Consider the following 15,910-nt stretch of genomic DNA (forward strand, 5'->3'; position numbering starts at 1 on the left):
GGCACGCACCATGGCCAGACCCGGATACCGCCTCGCCGTGTTCGCCACCTTCCTCGCGCTGGTGGTGGTGCTGCTGGGGGCCTATACCCGCCTGACCCACGCCGGCCTGGGCTGCCCCGACTGGCCGGGCTGCTACGGCTTCATCAGCGTGCCCAAGACCGAGGCGCAACTGGCACATGCCGAACGCCACTACCCGGACACGCCGGTCGAGGCCCACAAGGGCCGCAACGAGATGGTGCACCGTTATTTTGCCGGCACCCTGGCGCTGGTGATCGCCATGCTGGCGGTGCAGGCGCTGCGTCGGCATGGGCACAACGGCCAGCCGTACCGCCTGCCGCTGCTGCTGTTGGCGGTGGTGTTCTTCCAGGCCGCGTTCGGCATGTGGACGGTCACCCTCAAGCTGTGGCCGCAGGTGGTCACGGCGCACTTGCTGGGCGGCTTTGCCACCCTGAGCCTGCTGTTTCTGCTGAGCCTGCGCCTGTCGCGCGCGTTCATGCCCCTGCCCGGCCTGCCGCTGCGGCTAAGGCGCCTGGCGGCACTGGCGTTGCTGCTGGTGATCGGGCAAGTCGCCCTGGGCGGCTGGGTGAGCGCCAACTATGCCGCGGTGGCCTGCGTCGACCTGCCGACCTGTCACGGCCAGTGGTGGCCCGAGGCGGATTTTGCCAACGGCTTTCACCTCACCCAGCACATCGGCCCCAACTACCTGGGCGGACAGCTCGACAGCGAGGCGCGTACCGCCATCCATATCACCCACCGCCTGGGGGCGCTGCTGGTCACGCTGGTGTTGCTGACCCTGGCCTGGCAGCTGCACGCTATCGGCCTGCGGCGCCTGGCCAGGCTGGTGCTGCTGGCGCTGGCGGTGCAGGTGGGGCTGGGCATCAGCAATGTGGCGTTCGGGCTGCCGCTGGCGGTGGCGGTGGCGCACAACGCCGGTGGCGCGGCGCTGCTGCTGACGCTGGTGCTGGTCAACTACCGCACGCGCCTGGCCACGCAGCCCAAGGCGCGCAGGGTCAGCCAGGGCTGGCGCCTGACGCCGCTGCGCCCGGTGGGCGTGGTGCATTATCTGGGAGAGAACCCATGGCAACGCTTCTGAACCCCGCGCGCCAGCAGGCGCTGTGGCGCGACTACCTGGAGCTGACCAAGCCCAAGGTGGTGGTGCTGATGCTCATCACCTCGCTGGTGGGGATGTTCCTGGCCACCCGCGCGGGCGTGCCATGGACGGTGCTGGTGTTCGGCAACCTGGGCATCGGCCTGTGTGCGGGTGCCGCGGCGGCGGTCAACCATGTGGTGGACCGGCGCATCGACGCACTGATGGCGCGCACCCACAAGCGGCCGCTGGCCGAGGGGCGCGTCGCACCGCTGGCGGCGCTGGCGTTCGCCTTGCTGCTGGCGGTGCTGGGCATGGTGCTGCTGCTGAGCTTCACCAACGCACTGACCGCCTGGTTGACCCTGGCCTCGCTGCTGGGCTATGCGGTGCTCTACACCGGCTTTCTCAAGCGGGCCACGCCGCAGAACATCGTGATCGGCGGGCTGGCCGGGGCGGCGCCGCCGCTGCTGGGCTGGGTGGCGGTGACCGGGCATGTGGGCGCCGAGCCCCTGTTGCTGGTGCTGATCATTTTCGCCTGGACCCCGCCGCACTTCTGGGCCCTGGCCATCCATCGCAAGGAGGAGTACGCCAAGGCCGATATCCCGATGCTGCCGGTGACCCACGGCGAGCACTACACCAAGCTGCACATTCTGCTGTACACCGCCGCCCTGCTGGCGGTGAGCCTGTTGCCTTACGTGATCCACATGAGCGGGCCGCTGTACCTGGCCTGCGCCGTGGTGCTGGGCGGGCGCTTCCTGCACTGGGCCTGGGTGTTGTACCGTGGCAGTCGGCCGCACGCGGCGATCAGGACCTTCAAGTACTCTATCGCGTACCTGTTCCTGCTGTTCATCGCGCTGCTTGTTGACCATTACCTACTGTTGAACCTATGACTCGAACCCAGAAAACCGTTTTCATCCTCGTTGCCCTGGTCGCACTGATTCTCGGGCTTACCATCAACAAGGTGCTGAGCAATCGCAGCCAGGGCGACCCCACGGCGCTGATCGATGCCGGGATCATCCTGCTGCCGCAGAGCCGCCAGGTGCCGGCGCTGCAGATGACCGACGAGAACGGCCAGCCGGTGGTGCTGGACCAGCTCAAGGGCAAGTGGTCGCTGCTGTTCTTCGGCTACACTTTCTGCCCGGACATCTGCCCGACCACGCTGGCGCAACTGCGGCAGGTCAAGAGCGAGCTGCCCAAGGAGGCGGTGGACCGTTTGCAGGTGGTGCTGGTGAGCGTCGACCCGAACCGGGATACACCGGCGCAGTTGAAGACGTACCTGGGCTACTTCGACAAGGATTTTCGCGGGGTGACGGGGTCGCTGGAGGATACGCAGAAGCTGGCCAATGCGGTGAGCATCCCGTTCATTCCGGCCGATACCAGCAAGCCGAACTACACGGTCGATCACAGTGGCAACCTGGCGCTGCTCGGGCCGGATGGTACCCAGCGCGGGTTCATTCGGGCGCCGTTCAACAACCAGAAGCTGGTGGCGCAGTTGCCGGGGCTGGTCAAGCGCGACTGAAAGCTTCGCGGGTCAAGCCCGCTCCCACAGGTACAACCCTGGTTTCAAGGGCGGTGGAGAACTTGTGGGAGCGGGCTTGACCCGCGATGGGCTGCGTAGCAGCCCTTGGCATTTCTGAATCAGAACGCTGGCTTGACCGCGCCCTTGTACTTCTCTTCGATGAACTTCTTCACTTCAGGCGTGTGCAGTGCTGCTACCAGCTTCTTCACCGCGTCCGAATCCTTGTTGTCCTCGCGGGTCACCAGGATGTTCACATAAGGCGAATCGCTGCCTTCGATGACCATGGCGTCCTTTTCAGGGTTGAGCTTGGCTTCCAGCGCATAGTTGGTGTTGATCAGCGCCAGGTCGACCTGGGTCAGCACGCGCGGAATGGTGGCAGCTTCCAGCTCACGGAATTTCAGGCCCTTGTCGTTGCCGGTGATGTCCTTCACGGTCGACAGGATGTTGGTGTTGTCCTTGAGCTTGATCACGCCAGCCTTGTCCAGCAGCAGCAAGGCACGGCCGCCGTTGGTGGCGTCGTTGGGGATGACCACGGTGGCGCCCGATGGCAGTTCGTCGAGCTTCTTGAGCTTGTTCGAATAGGCGCCCAGCGGCTCCAGGTGCACGCCGGCAACGCTGACCAGGTGAGTGCCCTTGGCCTTGTTGAACTCGTCCAGGTACGGCTGGTGCTGGAAGAAGTTGGCATCCAGGCGCTTCTCGGCCACCTGCACGTTGGGCTGGACGTAGTCGGTGAACACCTTCACCTTCAGGTCCACGCCTTCCTTGGCCAGCGCCGGTTTGACGAACTCGAGGATCTCGGCGTGCGGTACCGGGGTGGCGGCAACAGTCAGGGTCTCGGCCGCGTGGGCAGAGAAGGCCGCGACGGCGGCAACAGCAGCAAGCAGTCTTTTCATCTAATCGCTCCTTGTGAGGGCCGTTCCGGCCCCCGGCGCGTCGGCGTGGCCGACCCTTGGTTACTTACGGGAAAAATGCACAACCAGTTTGTCGCCGACACTCTGCAGAACTTGAACCAGCACCAGCAGCAGTACCACGGTGACTACCATCACGTCGGTCTGAAAGCGCTGGTAGCCGAAGCGGATGGCCAGGTCACCCAGCCCGCCGGCACCCACCACACCCGCCATCGCGGTGTACGACACCAGGGTGATGGCCGTCACGGTGATGGCTGCGAAGATGCCCGGCCGCGCTTCGGGCAGCAGGGCGTTCATGATGATCTGGCGCGTGGTGGCCCCCATCGACTGGGTGGCCTCGATGATGCCGCGGTCGACCTCGCGCAGGGCGGTTTCCACCAGTCGCGCGAAGAACGGCGTGGCACCGACCACCAGTGGCGGGATGGCCCCGGCCACGCCCAGCGAGGTGCCGGTGATGAGCACGGTGAACGGGATCATCACGATCAGCAGGATGATGAACGGTAGCGAACGCAGCACGTTGACCACCAGCGACAGCAGCGCATACACACGCTTTTCTTCGAACAGCTGGCGCGGGCCGCACAGAAACAGCAGCACGCCCAGTGGCAGGCCCAGCAGTACGGTGAACAGCAGCGAGCCGAACAGCATGATCATGGTATCGATCGTGGCCAGCCAGATTTCGGCCCAGTCGATGTTGGCAAAGAAACTCAGGGCGTCCATCAGCGCAGTACCTCCATATGAACATCTGCCGCAATGAAGCGGGCAAATGCCGCCTCGATGTCGCCACCGGTGATGGCCAGGGTCAGTTGACCGTAGGGGGTGTCCTTGATGCGGTCGATACGCCCGGCGAGGATGCTGTAGTCCACCCCGGTTTCACGGGCCACGGTGCCCAGCAGCGGCGCATAGGTGGCGTCGCCCTGGAAGGTCAGGCGCACGATGCGCCCCGGTACATGGGCAAAATCGTCGCGCTGTTCGCTTTCGTCGACCTGCTCGTCTTCCTGCACGAAACGCTTGGTGGTTGGGTGCTTGGGGTGCAGGAACACCTGCGCCACCGGGCCCTGCTCGACGATCTGCCCGGCGTCCATTACCGCCACCTGGTCGCACACCCGGCGGATCACGTCCATCTCGTGGGTGATGAGCACGATGGTCAGCTTCAGCTCGCGGTTGATCTCGGCCAGCAATTGCAGCACCGAGGCGGTGGTTTGCGGGTCCAGGGCGCTGGTGGCTTCGTCGCACAGCAGGATCTTGGGCTTGGTGGCCAGGGCGCGGGCGATGCCGACGCGCTGCTTCTGGCCGCCGGACAGCTGTGCCGGGTACTTCCTGGCATGCTCGCTCAGCCCTACCCGGGCCAGCAGCTCGCCGACGCGCTGGTCGATCTCGGCGCGTGACATGCGCCCGGCCAGGGTCAGCGGCAGCGCCACGTTGTCGGCCACGGTCTTGGAGGCCAGCAGGTTGAAGTGCTGGAAGATCATCCCGACCTGCTGGCGGAAGCGGCGCAGGTCGTTGGCGTTGAACGCCGTGACGTCTTCGCCGTCGACGATGATCTTGCCGCCGCTGGGGGCCTCGAGGCGGTTGATCAGGCGCAGCAGGGTACTTTTGCCGGCACCGGAATGGCCGATCAGACCGAACACCTGGCCGTCTTCGACGCGCAGGCTGGTCGGGTGCAGTGCGGGGATGTCCCTACCGGCGACGCGGTAGGTTTTATGGACTTGTTGAAACTCGATCACGTAGCGAACCTTGTGGGGCGCATGAAATAGGGTCAGCTGTTAGCCGGGGGGCGCATTTTAGCCTGTTCGTATATAGGTTCTTAGCATTTATTTCGTGTTTGACCAACGCTTGAGGAATAACGCGATCAGTGGTTGCTCGCTGGTCATTCGAAAGGAACGCCCGGCACTCCTGTCAGTCACTACCTGAAGAGCCCCATCCAGGGGCCCCGCGTACGATGATGAGGAGTTGCAGACCCATGCCCAGCAAGAAGAATGCGCCCCAGGAAAGTCAACTCGCCGGCGCCCAGACGCCCGACAAGGCCAACACCAACGCCAAGCTGCAGAGCCTGGAGCCGTTTCGCAGCGATGCCACCGGCCAGGCGCTGCGCACCAACCAGGGGGTCAAGGTTGCCGACAACCAGAACACCCTCAAGGCCGGTGACCGCGGCCCCTCGCTGCTTGAAGACTTCATCATGCGCGAGAAGATTACGCATTTCGACCATGAGCGCATTCCCGAGCGCATCGTGCATGCCCGCGGCACCGGCGCCCATGGCTACTTCCAGGCTTACGAGTCGCATGCCGCACTGACCAAGGCCGGCTTCTTGCAGGACCCGGACAAGATCACCCCGGTGTTCGTGCGCTTCTCCACCGTGCAGGGGCCGCGTGGCTCGGGTGACACGGTGCGCGACGTGCGCGGCTTTGCCGTCAAGTTCTTTACCGATGAGGGCAACTTCGACCTGGTTGGCAACAACATGCCGGTGTTCTTCATTCAGGACGCGATCAAGTTTCCCGACTTCGTGCATGCGGTCAAACCCGAACCGCACAACGAGATCCCCACCGGCGGTTCGGCCCACGACACCTTCTGGGACTTCGTCTCGCTGGTGCCCGAGTCGGCGCACATGGTGATCTGGGCGATGTCCGACCGCGCGATACCGAAAAGCCTGCGCACCATGCAGGGCTTTGGCGTGCACACCTTCCGCCTGATCAACGCCGAAGGCGTGGCCAGTTTCGTCAAGTTCCACTGGAAGCCCAAGCAGGGTGTGCATTCGCTGCTGTGGGACGAGGCGCAGAAGCTGGCGGGCAAGGACACTGACTATCACCGCCGCGACCTGTGGGAAGCGATCGAGACCGGCAACTACCCGGAATGGGAACTGGGCGTGCAGATCGTGCCCGAGGCCGACGAGCATAAGTTCGAGTTCGACCTGCTCGACCCGACCAAGATCATCCCCGAAGAGCTGGTACCGGTGACGCCGCTTGGCAAGATGGTGCTCAACCGCAACCCGGACAACTTCTTTGCCGAAATCGAGCAGGTGGCGTTCTGCCCCGGTCATATCGTGCCGGGCATCGACTTTTCCAACGACCCGCTGCTGCAGGGCCGGCTGTTCTCCTACACCGACACGCAGATCAGCCGCCTGGGTGGCCCGAACTTCCACGAGATCCCGATCAACCGGCCCGTGGCACCCAACCACAACGGCCAGCGCGATGCCCAGCACCGTACCACGGTGCACAAGGGCCGGGCGTCCTACGAGCCCAACTCCATCGATGGCGGCTGGCCGAAGGAAACCCCGCCGGCGGCGCAGGATGGCGGCTTCGAGACCTACCCCGAGCGCATCGAGGCGCACAAGGTGCGCCAGCGCAGCCCCTCGTTCGGCGATCACTTCTCCCAGGCGCGGCTGTTCTTCCAGAGCATGAGCCCGACCGAGCAGGAGCACATCATCAGTGCCTACAGCTTCGAGCTGGGCAAGGTGGAGCGCGAGCATATCCGTGCCCGCGAGGTGAACGAGATTCTTGCCAACATCGACCTCAAGCTGGCGGCGCGGGTAGCGCAGAACCTTGGCCTGCCGGCGCCCAAGGCCGGCACCGTGGACGTCAAGCCACAGTCGCTCAAGGCTTCGCCGGCGCTGAGCCAGATGAACCTGCTGGGCGAAGGCATCAAGGGGCGCAAGGTGGCGATTCTGGTGGCCGATGGCGTGGATGCCACGCTGGTGGACCCGCTGGTGAAGGCGTTGCAGGCCGAGAGCGCCCAAGGCGTGCTGCTGGGGCCGACCTCGGCACCGGTGAAGACCGCTGCCGGCAAGACCCTGGCGGTGGATGCCTCGATGGAAGGCATGCCGTCGGTGGTGTTCGATGCGGTATGGATCGCCGGTGGCAAGGCCAGCCTGCAGGCTCTGAGCGGCGATGGCGTGGCGCTGCACTTCGTGCTGGAGGCCTACAAGCACCTCAAGCCGCTGGGTACCGACAGCGATGCCAAGGCCGTGCTCGACAAGCTGGGCCTCAAGGCGGATGAAGGCATGGTGGTGGGCAGCGATCAGAAGGCCTACAAGGCGTTGATCGCGGCGATTGCCAAGCACCGGGTGTGGTCGCGGGAAGCGGCCGCCAAGGCCATTCCGGCGTAGTCAAAAAGGCCGGCTCCTGCAGGAGCCGGCCTTGCCGGCGAAGAACGCACCGCCGACATCACTCGGCGCGCCGCGGCGTAAGCACCACCTGCGCCGGCTGGTTGCGATGAATCTCGTGGGCCTGCTGCAAGGCGAAGCTCGCATCGCGCTTGCTTACCCGCTTGGCCAGCAAGGTCTGTAGCCACGGCGCGTCATCACGGCGCGGCACCTGGAACACCACGTCACACTGGTAATTCACCACATCGGTGGCGATGTCATCCAGTTGTCGGCGAAGTTCTTCTATTTTCGTGATTTTCAACGCCACTACGGTGCTCGGCGCCGTGGGGTCGATGACTTTTGCCGGCGGCTTGGCTTCCGCCGCCTTGAGCGCGGCCTCGGCCTTGTCCAGCTCGGCCTTGCGCGCCTGGGTGATGGCGCCATTCACGCCGCCGGTCAGCGCCGGGGCCTTGGGCATCAGCGCACGGGCACGTGCCAGCGCGGTGGCTGCGGCATTCACATCGCCCTTCTGCAGCACGATCTGGCTGCGCTGCAGGTAGGCTTCGGCCAGCTGGCGCTGCATGGGTTCGAGGCGTGCATCGTCCGGCGACTGGGCCTGCAAGGTGGCCAGCTGGTCTTCGGCGGTGGCCAGCTCGCTGCTGGCGATGTTCTGCTCCAGCAGCTGCCAGGCATCGGGCTGCGCGGGCGGCGGCGGGTCGACCGGCGCGCTGGAACAGGCGGCCAGCAGCACGGAAAACGCGGCAAGGAGCAGATAACGGGAGGCGAACGGCTTCATTCCTGCGACTCTCTATTTGCGCAAAAAGCGAGCAAGTCTACACCCAGCGCGCTGGCGCGAAAATAACTCTTCAGGATGTAGCGGCGATTAAAATGTCGCAGGGCGCGACCCTGTCGGCCGCACCCTGCCCATGGGGCTGCGCGCTCAGCGCCGGGGCAGCGCCAGGCTCACCAAGAATAGCACTGCCGCACACACCACGATGGATGGGCCGGCCGGGGTGTCCTTGAACCACGACAGGGCCAGCCCGCCACACACCGCCACTACGCCGATCAGGCTGGCGCCCAGCGCCATCTGTTCCGGCGAGCGCGCATGCCGCTGTGCGGCTGCGGCGGGGATGATCAGCAGCGAGGTGATCAGCAGCACGCCGACGATCTTCATCGCCACCGCGATCACCACCGCGATCAGCAGCATCAGCGCCAGGCGCAGCGCAGCCACCGGCAGGCCTTCGACCCGGGCCAGTTCCTCGTGCACGGTCACCGCCAGCAGCGGGCGCCACAGCGCCACGATCAGCAACAGGACCAGCGCACTGCCGCCCAGGATCCACGCCAGGTCGCCCGGGCTGATCGCCAGCAGGTCGCCGAACAGGTAGGCCATCAGGTCGATGCGCACATCGTGCATGAAGCTCAGCACCACCAGGCCCAGCGACAGCGTGCTCGGCGCGAGAATCCCCAGCAGGGTGTCGGAGGCCAGCGGCTGGCGCTGCTGCAGGGTCACCAGCAACAGCGCCAGCAACAGGCAGCCGACGGTCACCGCCAGCGTCGGGCTGACGTCCAGCACGAAGCCCAGGGCCACGCCCAGCAGCGCCGCGTGGGACAGCGTGTCGCCGAAATACGCCATGCGCCGCCACACCACGAACGAGCCCAGCGGGCCCGCCACCAGCGCCAGGGCCAGGCCTGCAAGCAGGGCATACAACAGAAAATCAGCCATGCTTGCAGTGGTCTCCGTGCACATGCCCGCCAGGGGCCGGGGTGACCACCGACCCGTGCAGGTCGTGGGCGTGGTCGTGATGATGGTGGTAGATCGCCAGGCTTGGCGCGTTGTTGCCGAACAGCTCGACGAAGGCCGGGTCGCCGCTGACCTGCTCCGGGTGGCCCGAGCAGCACACGTGGCGGTTGAGGCACACCACCTGATCGGTGGTGCTCATCACCAGGTGCAGGTCGTGGGAGACCATCAGCACGCCGCAGCCGTAGCGGTCGCGCAGGCGCGTGATCAGGCTGTAGAGCTCGGCCTGACCGGCCACGTCGACGCCCTGTACCGGCTCGTCGAGCACCAGCAGTTCTGGCTTGCGCAGCAGCGCGCGGGCCAGCAGCACCCGCTGCATCTCGCCGCCGGACACGGTCTGGATGGGGCTGTCGATGACGTGTTCGGCGCCCACTTCGTTGAGGGCCGCCAGTGCTGTCTTGCGGTCCACGCCCGGCACCAGGCGCAGAAAGCGCAGTACCGACAGCGGCAAGGTGGCGTCCACCTGGATCTTCTGCGGCATGTAGCCGATGCGCAGTCGCGGCTTGCGCCATACGCTGCCGGTATGCGGCGCCAGCAGGCCGAGTACGGCGCGCACCAGGGTGGTCTTGCCGGCGCCGTTGGGGCCGATCAGGGTCACGATCTGCCCGGGCTCCACGCACAGGTCGATGCTGTCGAGCACGGCCTGGCCGCCGAATGTGACGCCCACCTGCTCGAGGCGGATCAACGCGTTGCTCATCAGGCGCTCCGGCAGGTGCCGCACAGACCGACCACTTCGACGGTCTGGGTCTCGACACTGAAACCCACATCATTGGCGCTGGCCACGATGGCGTCGCTGATGGAGGCTTGCTCCAGTTCGATTGCCACGTGGCATTGGCGGCAGATCAGGAACTGGCCCTGGTGGGCATGCTCGGGGTGGCTGCAGCCCATGAAGGCATTGAGCGACGCAATGCGGTGCACCAGGCTGTTTTCCAGCAGGAAATCCAGTGCGCGGTACACGGTGGGCGGTGCGGCGCGGCGGCCGTCCTGCTCGCTGAGCACGGCAAGGATGTCGTAGGCGCCCAGCGGCTTGTGGCTTTGCCATACCAGCTCCAGCACGCGGCGGCGCAGGGCGGTCAGGCGCAGGCCCTGACGCGCGCACAGCGCATCGGCCTCGGCCAGCGCGCTGTGCACGCAGTGGGAGTGGTCGTGGGGACGGTTGGCCAGCGGGGTATTGGGCATGGGCAGCGACGGTTCTGTTGAGAGACGTTATTATGTTACCCGTTCCTGCCCCGATGAGTGCCTATCGTGTCCCGATTTTTTGCCCTTTTTGTCGCTTTTGTCACAAGCAGCCTGTTGATGACCCCGGCGCAGGCCGAGGTTCAGGTGCTGACCAGCATCAAGCCGCTGCAGCTGATCGCCGCAGCGGTGCAGGACGGTGTCGGTACGCCGGATGTGCTGCTGCCACCGGGCGCTTCGCCGCACCATTACGCCTTGCGCCCTTCCGATGTGCGCAAGGTGGGCCAGGTGGACTTGCTGTACTGGATCGGCCCGGACATGGAGGGTTTTCTGCCCCGTGTGCTGGGTAGCCGCAGCAAGCCGACGGTGGCGGTGCAGAGCCTGCCGGGCCTGACCTTGCGCCATTTTGGCGAGGACAGCCATTCCCACGTGCAAGACGCCGACGAGCACGACCATGACCACCGCCCAGGCAGCCTGGATGCGCATCTGTGGTTATCGTCGGTGAACGCGCGGGTGATTGCGGCGAAGATGGCGGCTGACCTGGGCGCGGCCGATCCGCAGAACCAGGCGCGCTACACCGCCAACGCCAAGGCATTCGGCGAGCGCCTGGATGCCTTGGATGCGCGACTCAAGGCGCGGGTGAGCGCTGTTGCGGGCAAGCCGTACTTTGTCTTCCATGAAGCCTTCGATTACTTCGAGGCGGCCTACGGGCTCAAGCACACCGGCGTGTTCAGTGTGGCGGCGGAGGTGCAGCCGGGCGCGCAGCACGTGGCCGCGATGCGCAAGCGCCTGCAGGAAGTGGGCAAGACCTGTGTATTCAGCGAGCCGCCGCTGCGCCCGCGGCTGGCCGAGACGCTGACAGCGGGGTTGCCGGTGACGCTGGCCGAGCTGGATGCGCTAGGCGGCACGATGCCAGCGGATGCCAATGGCTATGAGCGGTTGCTGGAGAACCTGGGCAATGGGTTGGCGGGGTGCCTGGAAAAGCTCTGACCCACCGATCTGTAGGAGCCGGCCTTGCCGGCGAAGGGCTGCGCTGCAGCCCAACGGCTCCGCCGGCAAGGCCGGCTCCAACCTCGAGTGGCTCAGTTACAACGCGAACGGCAGGGCGATGTCCACCTGCTGACGCGCCGCCAGGCGCACCTCGAAATCCGCCGGGTCGTGAATCAGCACGTCCATCCCGGCAAACGACTCGGCCGCAATCAGCCGCGACAGCCAGAACCGCACGCAGGCCACCCGCAACATCACCGGCCACAGGTGTGCCTCGGCTGCGGTGAACGGGCGCAGCGCCGCATATGCACCGAGCAACGCCCGCGCCCGCGGCGGGTCGATCTGCCCGGCATCGTCGCAGCACCAGTCGTTCAGGGTGATCGCCAGGTCATATAGCATCGGCCCGGAGCACGCATTGTAGAAATCGATCAGCCCGGTCAGGTGGGTGCCTTCGAACAAGGCGTTGTCGCGGAACAGGTCGGCGTGCAGGTTGGCCCGCGGCAGCGCCATGATCTGGCCCTGGTGCGCGACGATCTCGTCCAGGCAGCCCTGCAGCAGCGCCTGTTGCGTCGGGTTCAGGCGCGGCATCAGTTCGGCGCCGGTCGCCAGCATCCAGTCCAGGCCACGGTCGGTCTTGCGCTCCAGCACCTTGTGCTGGGTCGCGGTGTGCAGGTGGCCGAGCAGTTCGCCCACCTGTACGCAATGCTGGTTGTTCGCCACCTTGATGTGCTTGCCCGGCAGGCGCGGCTGCAGCAGCGCCGGCTTGCCGGCCAGCTCGCGCAGGGCCACGCCGTCGCGGGTGCGCAGCGCATAGGGCACCGGCAGGTCGGCCTCGTGCAGCACGTCGAGCAGTTCGATGAAGAACGGCAGGTCCTGGATCGGCCCGCGTTCGACCAGTGTCAGCACGAACTCACCCTGTTCGAGGCTGACGAAGAAGTTGCTGTTCTCGGTGCCGGCGGCAATTCCCTGGAAGTCCCGCAGGCGACCCAGTCCATAGGGCGCCAGAAAGGTTTCCAGCTCGGGCCGGGTCAGTGGGGTGAAGACAGACATGGTCAAAAACTGCTCATTCGGGCACTTCCCGCAGGAAGTGCCAGGTGGATGGTAGGGGCCCGCATTACCACTCGAAGATTTTCCAGGAAGGAATCAGCATGTCGGGTTGGTCGGAACGGATGAAGTTGCCTTCCGAGCCGTCTGCGCGCACCAGAAAGTAAGGCTTGCCCCCTTTGGGGGTGACCTTGATGGCATACAGGAAACCGTTCTGGCGGTATTCCTGGATGGTCTTGTCGCCTTCCGTGCGAATGGTTACATCCGGATCGGCCGAAGGCGCTTCATCCGCCGCATTGGCTACCAGTGGAGCGGCAGCCAACACACCGAGCAGCAACAGGCGATTTAGTCTACGCATGATAACCTTGTCCCTTTGTCGTCAATGTTCCGGACATTCTAGCGCCGGGCCCGTTGAAAAGGTTGATTCTGCTCATGAGCCAAGCTCCCCTCGTCCTGGTGGACGGTTCGTCCTACCTGTACCGCGCGTTCCACGCGCTGCCACCGCTGACCAACTCCAAGGGCATGCCCACCGGCGCGGTGAAGGGTGTGCTGAACATGCTCAGGAGCCTGCGCAAGCAGTACCCGGACAGCCCCTTCGCGGTGGTGTTCGACGCCAAGGGCGGCACCTTTCGCGACGAGATGTACGCCGAGTACAAGGCCAACCGGCCGAGCATGCCCGACGACATGCGTGTGCAGATCGAGCCGCTGCACGCCAGCGTCAAGGCGCTGGGCTTCCCGCTGCTGTGCGTGGAGGGGGTCGAGGCCGACGACGTGATCGGCACCCTGGCCCGCAGCAGCGCCGCGGCGACCCGCCCGGTGGTGATCTCCACCGGTGACAAGGACATGGCCCAGCTGGTGGATGCGCACATTACCCTGGTCAATACCATGTCGGGCTCGTCGATGGACATCGAGGGCGTGAAGGAGAAGTTCGGCGTCGCACCCGAGCAGATCATCGACCTGCTGGCGCTGATGGGCGACTCATCCGACAACATCCCCGGGGTCAAGGGCGTGGGCGAGAAGACCGCCGTCGGCCTGCTGGTGGGCGTCAATGGCGGTATCAAGGAGCTGTACGAGAATCTCGACCTGGTGCCGAGCCTGCCGATCCGCGGGGCCAAGACCCTGCCGGCCAAGCTGCTGGAGCACAAGGAGCTGGCGTTCCTGTCGTACCAGCTGGCCACGATCAAGGTCGACGTGCCGCTGGAGGTCGGGCTGGACGACCTGCACCTGGGCGAACCTGACCGCGAAACGCTGCTGCAGCTGTACACCGAACTCGAGTTCAAGGGCTGGATCGACGAAGTTCAGCGCGAGAACAAGCGCCTGGAGCTCGCCCCGCCCCCTGCCGCCACACCCGACGCCGAGGCGCCCCCGGTGGCCGTTGCCGAGCCGGTAGCCCCTGTCGAGGCCGCCTATGAAACCATTCTGGACAAGGCACGTTTCGACGTGTGGCTGCAAAAGCTCAAGGACGCCGAGCTGTTCGCATTCGATACCGAAACCACCGGGGTCGATGCACAGAAGGCCCAGCTGGTTGGCCTGTCGTTTGCGGTCAAGCCCCATGAGGCCGCCTACATCCCGCTGGCACACGACTACGAAGGCGCTCCGCAGCAGCTGGACCGCGAGCTGGTGCTGAACGCGCTCAAGCCGCTGCTGGAAGACCCGAACAAGGCCAAGGTCGGGCAGCACGCCAAGTACGACATCAACATCCTGGCCAACTGCGCGGGCATCACCGTGCGTGGGGTGGCCTTCGACACCATGCTCGAATCCTATGTGCTGAATTCCACGGCCACCCGCCACGACATGGACAGCCTGGCCAAGAAGTACCTGGACCAAACCACCATCGGCTTCACCGACATTGCCGGCAAGGGTGCCAAGCAGCTGACCTTCAACCAGATCCACCTGGACAAGGCCGGCCCCTACGCCGCCGAAGATGCCGACATCACCCTGCGCCTGCACCACAAGCTGCACGCCGAGCTGGCGGCGCTGCCAAGCCTGGCCAGTGTGCTGAGCGATATCGAGATGCCGCTGGTGCCGGTGCTGGCGCGTATCGAGCGCGAGGGCGCGCTGGTGGATGCCGACCTGCTCAGGATCCAGAGCGGCGAGCTGGGCGACAAGATGGACGCGCTGGAGCGCGAAGCCATCGAGCTGGCGGGCGAGCCGTTCAACCTGGGTTCGCCCAGGCAACTGGGCGCCATCCTTTATGACAAGTTCGGCCTGCCGGTACTGAAGAAGACCCCCAAGGGCCAGCCGTCGACGGCTGAAGAAGCCCTCGAGGCGCTGGCCGAGGAAGGTTTCCCGCTGCCCAAGGTGCTGATGCAGTACCGCTCCATGAGCAAGCTCAAGAGCACCTACACCGACCGCCTGCCCGAGCAGATCAACCCGCGTACCGGGCGTATCCACACTTCCTACCAGCAGGCGGTGGCTGCCACCGGCCGCCTGTCGTCCAGCGACCCGAACCTGCAGAACATCCCGGTGCGTACCGCCGAGGGCCGGCGCATTCGCCAGGCCTTCATCGCGGCGCCCGGCTACAAATTGCTGGCGGCGGACTACTCGCAGATCGAGCTGCGCATCATGGCCCACCTGGCCAAGGACGAGGGCCTGCTCAGCGCCTTCCGCAACGGCCTGGACGTGCACACTGCCACCGCGGCCGAAGTGTTCAAGGTGGAGCTTGGCGACGTGACCTCCGACCAGCGGCGCAGCGCCAAGGCGATCAACTTCGGCCTGATCTACGGCATGGGTGCAAAGAAGCTGGGCAAGGACATCGGCGTCGACAGCAAGACGGCCAAGGCCTACATCGACGTGTACTTTGCCCGCTACCCGGGCGTGCGCGACTACATGGAGCGCACCCGCAAGCAGGCGGCCGACCAGGGCTACGTGGAAACGCTGTTCGGGCGGCGCCTGTACCTGCCGACCATTCACTCCAACCGTCCGCAGGAGCGCGCTGGCGCCGAGCGTACCGCGATCAACGCGCCGATGCAGGGCACCGCAGCTGACATCATCAAGCGCGCCATGGTCACGGTGGACAACTGGCTGGCGAGCACTGCGCTGGATGCCCGGGTGATCCTGCAGGTGCACGACGAACTGGTGCTGGAAGTGCGCGAGGACCTGGTGGAACAGGTGGCGCAGGAGATTCGCGTGCACATGAGCGGTGCCGCGCAGCTGGATGTACCGCTGGTGGTGGATGTGGGCGTGGGGGCGAACTGGGACGAGGCGCACTGAAAAGCGTGCTTGGCGCCTACCAAAAACAGAAATTTGCTGCGGCATAAGGTCGCGGCAATTTCTGCTTTTTCGGCCTATGGAAAATAGTTTCCCGCGCCGAGGA

At 65.4% G+C, this 15,910-nt stretch carries 15 protein-coding genes; 6 read left to right on the top strand and 9 right to left on the bottom strand.

Annotation, left to right across the window (positions count from 1 at the left end):
- The first annotated feature begins 10 nt into the window (after positions 1–10).
- The 3 genes from NP552_RS16045 to NP552_RS16055 are packed head-to-tail and all read left to right on the top strand — an operon-like array spanning position 11 to position 2,606.
- Positions 11–1,093 (top strand): COX15/CtaA family protein, encoded by a 1,083-nt coding sequence (locus NP552_RS16045; RefSeq protein ID WP_054916030.1) that lies wholly within the window; start codon positions 11–13, stop codon positions 1,091–1,093.
- Positions 1,078–1,977: a heme o synthase gene (gene cyoE / locus NP552_RS16050; RefSeq protein WP_043862285.1), complete on the top strand. Its 900-nt coding sequence runs from the start codon at positions 1,078–1,080 to the stop codon at positions 1,975–1,977. The genes NP552_RS16045 and cyoE overlap by 16 nt, the downstream gene beginning before the upstream one ends.
- Positions 1,974–2,606, top strand: a complete 633-nt coding sequence (locus tag NP552_RS16055) for an SCO family protein (RefSeq protein ID WP_043862286.1) — start codon at positions 1,974–1,976, stop codon at positions 2,604–2,606. The genes cyoE and NP552_RS16055 overlap by 4 nt, the downstream gene beginning before the upstream one ends.
- A gap of 119 nt (positions 2,607–2,725) precedes the next feature.
- On the opposite strand, the gene NP552_RS16060 is transcribed toward NP552_RS16055, so the two are convergent.
- Genes NP552_RS16060 through NP552_RS16070 form a run of 3 tightly spaced genes read right to left on the bottom strand, consistent with a single transcriptional unit; the run spans position 2,726 to position 5,238 of the window.
- A complete protein-coding gene (locus NP552_RS16060) occupies positions 2,726–3,499 on the bottom strand; it encodes a MetQ/NlpA family ABC transporter substrate-binding protein (RefSeq protein ID WP_274096905.1) in 774 nt (257 codons plus the stop codon).
- A 60-nt stretch (positions 3,500–3,559) separates the two neighbouring features.
- Positions 3,560–4,231, bottom strand: a complete 672-nt coding sequence (locus tag NP552_RS16065; protein WP_043862288.1) for a methionine ABC transporter permease — start codon at positions 4,229–4,231, stop codon at positions 3,560–3,562.
- On the bottom strand, positions 4,231–5,238 hold the full coding sequence (locus NP552_RS16070) for a methionine ABC transporter ATP-binding protein (RefSeq protein WP_054916029.1): 1,008 nt from the start codon (positions 5,236–5,238) through the stop codon (positions 4,231–4,233). Before NP552_RS16070 ends, NP552_RS16065 begins: the two co-directional genes overlap by 1 nt.
- 218 nt (positions 5,239–5,456) lie before the next feature.
- Between NP552_RS16070 and katE the strand changes: the two genes are divergently transcribed.
- Positions 5,457–7,613, top strand: coding sequence for a catalase HPII (katE, locus tag NP552_RS16075; protein ID WP_078481310.1), 2,157 nt, complete (start codon positions 5,457–5,459; stop codon positions 7,611–7,613).
- 58 nt (positions 7,614–7,671) lie between these two features.
- Here the strand turns inward: katE and NP552_RS16080 are convergent, their stop codons facing one another.
- The 4 genes from NP552_RS16080 to zur all read right to left on the bottom strand — a co-directional run bounded on the left by NP552_RS16080 (position 7,672) and on the right by zur (position 10,566).
- Positions 7,672–8,385 carry a PA5502 family lipoprotein gene (locus NP552_RS16080; protein WP_043862291.1) on the bottom strand — a complete coding sequence of 238 codons (714 nt, stop codon included), beginning with the start codon at positions 8,383–8,385 and terminating at the stop codon, positions 7,672–7,674.
- A 144-nt stretch (positions 8,386–8,529) separates the two neighbouring features.
- Positions 8,530–9,312, bottom strand: coding sequence for a zinc ABC transporter permease subunit ZnuB (gene znuB / locus NP552_RS16085; RefSeq protein ID WP_043862292.1), 783 nt, complete (start codon positions 9,310–9,312; stop codon positions 8,530–8,532).
- A complete protein-coding gene (gene znuC / locus NP552_RS16090) occupies positions 9,305–10,084 on the bottom strand; it encodes a zinc ABC transporter ATP-binding protein ZnuC (RefSeq protein WP_043862293.1) in 780 nt (259 codons plus the stop codon). The genes znuB and znuC overlap by 8 nt, the downstream gene beginning before the upstream one ends.
- A complete protein-coding gene (gene zur / locus NP552_RS16095; protein ID WP_043862294.1) occupies positions 10,084–10,566 on the bottom strand; it encodes a zinc uptake transcriptional repressor Zur in 483 nt (160 codons plus the stop codon). The genes znuC and zur overlap by 1 nt, the downstream gene beginning before the upstream one ends.
- 66 nt (positions 10,567–10,632) lie before the next feature.
- Between zur and NP552_RS16100 the strand changes: the two genes are divergently transcribed.
- Complete coding sequence (locus NP552_RS16100) at positions 10,633–11,553, top strand: zinc ABC transporter substrate-binding protein (RefSeq protein WP_274096906.1); 921 nt, start codon at positions 10,633–10,635, stop codon at positions 11,551–11,553.
- Between the two features lie 96 nt (positions 11,554–11,649).
- On the opposite strand, the gene NP552_RS16105 is transcribed toward NP552_RS16100, so the two are convergent.
- Complete coding sequence (locus NP552_RS16105) at positions 11,650–12,600, bottom strand: homoserine kinase (RefSeq protein WP_043862339.1); 951 nt, start codon at positions 12,598–12,600, stop codon at positions 11,650–11,652.
- Positions 12,601–12,664: 64 nt separating this feature from the next.
- Positions 12,665–12,952 carry a DUF2782 domain-containing protein gene (locus tag NP552_RS16110; RefSeq protein ID WP_043862296.1) on the bottom strand — a complete coding sequence of 96 codons (288 nt, stop codon included), beginning with the start codon at positions 12,950–12,952 and terminating at the stop codon, positions 12,665–12,667.
- 74 nt (positions 12,953–13,026) lie between these two features.
- On the opposite strand from NP552_RS16110, the gene polA reads away from it, so the two are divergent.
- Positions 13,027–15,807 carry a DNA polymerase I gene (polA, locus tag NP552_RS16115; RefSeq protein WP_274096907.1) on the top strand — a complete coding sequence of 927 codons (2,781 nt, stop codon included), beginning with the start codon at positions 13,027–13,029 and terminating at the stop codon, positions 15,805–15,807.
- The last annotated feature ends 103 nt before the right edge of the window (positions 15,808–15,910 follow it).

The sequence above is a fragment of the Pseudomonas sp. 8209 genome (genome assembly GCF_028682105.1).
Classification (GTDB): domain Bacteria; phylum Pseudomonadota; class Gammaproteobacteria; order Pseudomonadales; family Pseudomonadaceae; genus Aquipseudomonas; species Aquipseudomonas palmensis.